This is a genomic window from Streptomyces africanus (assembly GCF_002150735.1).
GTDB classification, from domain to species: Bacteria; Actinomycetota; Actinomycetes; order Streptomycetales; family Streptomycetaceae; genus Streptomyces; species Streptomyces africanus.
The window spans coordinates 1-3,497 of record NZ_MUKA01000460.1 but is presented as its reverse complement, the minus strand read 5'-3'; the positions used below and the strand labels follow the sequence as shown (position 1 = coordinate 3,497).

The 3,497-nt window shown below is 72.7% G+C and carries 4 protein-coding genes; 3 read left to right on the top strand and 1 reads right to left on the bottom strand.

Annotation, left to right across the window (positions count from 1 at the left end; all coding sequences use genetic code 11):
- Positions 1-130: 130 nt before the first annotated feature.
- From CCL05_RS39705 to CCL05_RS39695, 3 genes are read left to right on the top strand one after another with little or no spacing between them, the layout of a single operon-like run.
- Complete coding sequence (locus CCL05_RS39705) at positions 131-988, top strand: MaoC/PaaZ C-terminal domain-containing protein (RefSeq protein ID WP_086565461.1); 858 nt, start codon at positions 131-133, stop codon at positions 986-988.
- Positions 989-1,019: 31 nt separating this feature from the next.
- Positions 1,020-2,096 (top strand): Zn-dependent alcohol dehydrogenase, encoded by a 1,077-nt coding sequence (locus CCL05_RS39700; RefSeq protein ID WP_086565460.1) that lies wholly within the window; start codon positions 1,020-1,022, stop codon positions 2,094-2,096.
- Positions 2,097-2,105: 9 nt separating this feature from the next.
- Positions 2,106-3,053, top strand: a complete 948-nt coding sequence (locus CCL05_RS39695) for a 3-oxoacyl-ACP reductase (RefSeq protein ID WP_086565459.1) — start codon at positions 2,106-2,108, stop codon at positions 3,051-3,053.
- Between the two features lie 93 nt (positions 3,054-3,146).
- On the opposite strand, the gene CCL05_RS45430 is transcribed toward CCL05_RS39695, so the two are convergent.
- Positions 3,147-3,323, bottom strand: coding sequence for a hypothetical protein (locus tag CCL05_RS45430; RefSeq protein WP_086565458.1), 177 nt, complete (start codon positions 3,321-3,323; stop codon positions 3,147-3,149).
- Between the last annotated feature and the right edge of the window lie 174 nt (positions 3,324-3,497).

Sequence of the window (3,497 nt, the reverse complement as noted above, 5' to 3'; positions counted from 1 at the left end):
AGGACTGGAACGCGTTCCAGTTCGGCCGCAGACGGCCTCGGCGCGGCCGACGGTGCGGACGGCCGTGCCGAGGTCTTTCCCACGGTGGTCTTTCCCGCGGTGGCCCTTCCCGACGGCGATCAGGAGCCCCATGCCCATCGACGCAGCCAAGGCGATCGCCGCCGAACCCCGGACCGGCGAGCTCTCCTGGGACCACAAGGACGTGCAGCTCTACCACCTCGGCATCGGCGCGGGCGTCCCCGCCACCGACCCCGACGAGCTGCGCTACACCCTGGAGTCCCGGCTGCACGTCCTGCCGAGCTTCGCCACCGTCGCCGGCGCCGGATCCCCCGGCGTGATCAGCGGGCTGTCGATGCCCGGCGTCGACGTCGACCTCGCCCGCGTCCTGCACGGCGGGCAGAGCCTCACGATCCACCGCCCCATCCCGGCCCGGGGCCGCGCGACCGCCACCGGCCGGATCGCCGCCGTGTACGACAAGGGCAAGGCGGCCGTCCTCGTCATGCGCACCGACGTCGCCGACGACGACGGGCCGTTGTGGACCAACGACGCGCAGATCTACGTCCGGGGAGAGGGCGGCTGGGGCGGTGACCGGGGACCGTCCAGCCGGCTCGAACCGCCCGCGGGCGAGCCGGACCGTGTCGTCGAACGGCACGTCCGCGAGGACCAGGCCCTGCTGTACCGGCTGTCCGGGGACCGGAACCCGCTGCACGCCGATCCCGAGTTCGCCGAGCGCGCCGGATTCGACCGGCCCATCCTGCACGGGCTGTGCACCTACGGCATGACGCTCAAGGCGGTCGTCGGCACGCTGCTCGACGGGGACGTGACCCGGGTCCGCTCGTACGCCACCCGTTTCGCCGGTGTCGTCTACCCGGGCGAGACGCTGCGCATCCGCATGTGGCGCCTGGACGGCGAGGTCCGGGTCGCCGTCAGCGCCGTCGAGAGAAACGACGCGCCCGTCCTCGCCGACACCGTCGTCGCACACACCTGAGTCCCACACGCCGTACGAGGGGAGCCGCACCATGCGCGCAGCCGTACTGCACGAGATCGGCCAGGACAAGCTGGAGGTCCTCGACGACGTCGAGGCGGTGGGGTTCGGCCCCGGCAAGGTGCGGATCCGGGTGCGCGCCGCCGGGCTGTGCCACTCGGACCTGTCCGCGATGAGCGGCGTACTGCCGCAGCCCGGGCCGTTCGTGCCCGGGCACGAGGGAGCGGGCGAGATCCTCGAAGTCGGCGAAGGTGTCGGCCACTTGACGGCCGGCGACCGGGTGGTCGTGTGCTGGCTCCCCGCCTGCGGCGCCTGCGCCGCCTGCAAGCGCGGACAGACCGAGCTGTGCCTCGCCGGGTTCATGAACGCCGGCACCCCCAACTTCCGGCGGCCCGGCGGGGACGTCTTCGGCATGGCCGGCACCGGCACCTTCACCGAGGAGGTCGTCGTCGGCGCCGGGTGCGCGGTCCCGATACCCGACGACGTTCCCTTCGACATCGCCGCCCTCATCGGCTGCGGGGTGACGACCGGACTGGGCGCCGCGCTCAACACGGCCGAGGTGGAGGCCGGTTCGTCGGTGGCGGTCATCGGGTGCGGCGGTGTCGGCATCTCCGTGATCCAGGGGGCCCGGCTGCGCGGGGCCGCGGAGATCGTCGCCGTCGACCCGGTCGTGACACGGCGCGAGGCCGCCCTGCGGTTCGGGGCCACGCGTGCCGTCTCGCCCGACGAGCTGCCCGACGCCAAGCAGCAGGTCACCGCCGGCGAGGGCTTCGACTACGTCTTCGAGGTCGTCGGCAAGTCCGCCACCGCACGCGCCGCGTACGACAACACCCGGCGCGGCGGCACCCTCGTCGTGGTCGGCGCGGGCGCCATGGGCGACTTCCTCCAGCTGAACATGTTCGAGCTGTTCTTCGACGAGAAGCGGATCCTGCCGTCCATGTACGGCGGCGGGGACATCCTGCGCTCCTACGAACGCACCATCGCCCTGTGGCGCGCTGGCCGGGTCGACCTGGTGGGCCTGATCACCCACCGGGTCCCCTTCGCCGACATCAACGAGGCCCTGGACCAGATGCGCACCGGGACCGCCCTGCGTACGTGCATCGAGATGTGAGGACACGCCATGCCGCTGCCTCTGCCCCTGAAGGGACTGTCCGCGATCGTCACGGGCGCGGGCCGCGGGCTCGGCCGGGCCGAGGCGCTGGAACTCGCCCGGCTCGGCGCCGCCGTCGTCGTCAACGACTACGGGCGGCCCGGCCGCGACGGCACCGGCGAGGCCTCCGCCGGGCCCGCCGAGGAGGTCGTCACCGAGATCCGGGCGGCCGGCGGGACCGCGCTCGCGCACACCGGCGACGTCTCCGACTTCGAGCAGGCCCGCGGGCTCGTCGAGTCGGCCGTCGACGCGTTCGGCAAGCTCGACATCCTCGTCAACAACGCGGGCATCCTGCGCGACCGCATGGTGTTCTCGATGGCCGAGGAGGAGTGGGACACCGTGCTCCGCGTGCACCTCAAGGGGCACTTCAACACCATCCGGTTCGCCGCCGCCCACTGGCGGGAGCGGTCCAAGCGGGCCGGACAGCCGGTGTTCGGGCGGATCGTGAACACCTCCTCGGAGGCGTTCCTCGCCGGTTCCGCCGGGCAGCCCAACTACGCGGCCGCCAAGGGCGGGATCGTCGGCCTGACCACGTCCACGGCCCTCGCCCTCGGCAAGTACGGCGTCACCGCCAACGCGATCTGCCCGCGCGCCCGCACCCGGATGACCGAGGACGTCTTCGCGGGCGTCGAACAGCCCCCCGGCAACGGCCTCGACCCGCTCGCCCCCGAGCATGTCGCCCCGCTCGTCGGCTATCTGGCCTCGCCCGCAGCCGCCCAGGTGAACGGACAGCTCCTCGTGGTGCACGGCGGCATGGTGGCCGTCGTCGAACGGCCGCGCATCGCCGCCCGGTTCGACAGCAAGCAGGACACCTTCACGTACGAGGAACTTCAGGCCGTCCTCGGGCCGTACTACGCGGACCGGCCGGCGGGCGAGACGTTCGCCGCGGCGGAGGTGCTGGGGCTGAAACGCGGCTGAGAGCCGGGGCTGAAACGCGGCTGGGAAACGGGAAACGGCCCCACCCGTCACAGACGGGGTGGGGCCGTTCGCCGTACGGGCACTGACGTTCCGTCAGGCCGCCGTCTCGGTGCGCTCGGTCCGCTCGGTCTCCGCCACCGGCTTGCGGTGGCGGCCGCGCGGAGCCGTCTCGCCGACCTGCGTGGAGATCTCGCCGCGGTGCCGGCCGTGGCCGGCGGCGGTCTCCTGGACGTCGGCTGTGTGCAGCTGGTTGGTGCTGGCGTCGCTCATCGGATGGAATTCACCCCGTCAACATGATCTTTCAAACAGCCGGGCGAGTTTAACCGGCCCCCCCGCACCCCCGATCCAGGCGGCCACGCCAACCGGCACTAGTTCGTTACAAGCCGTCCCAACGGCGCCTCTTGCAGCGGGACCGGGCGGGGGGCGGAGGGGGCCGGTTAAACT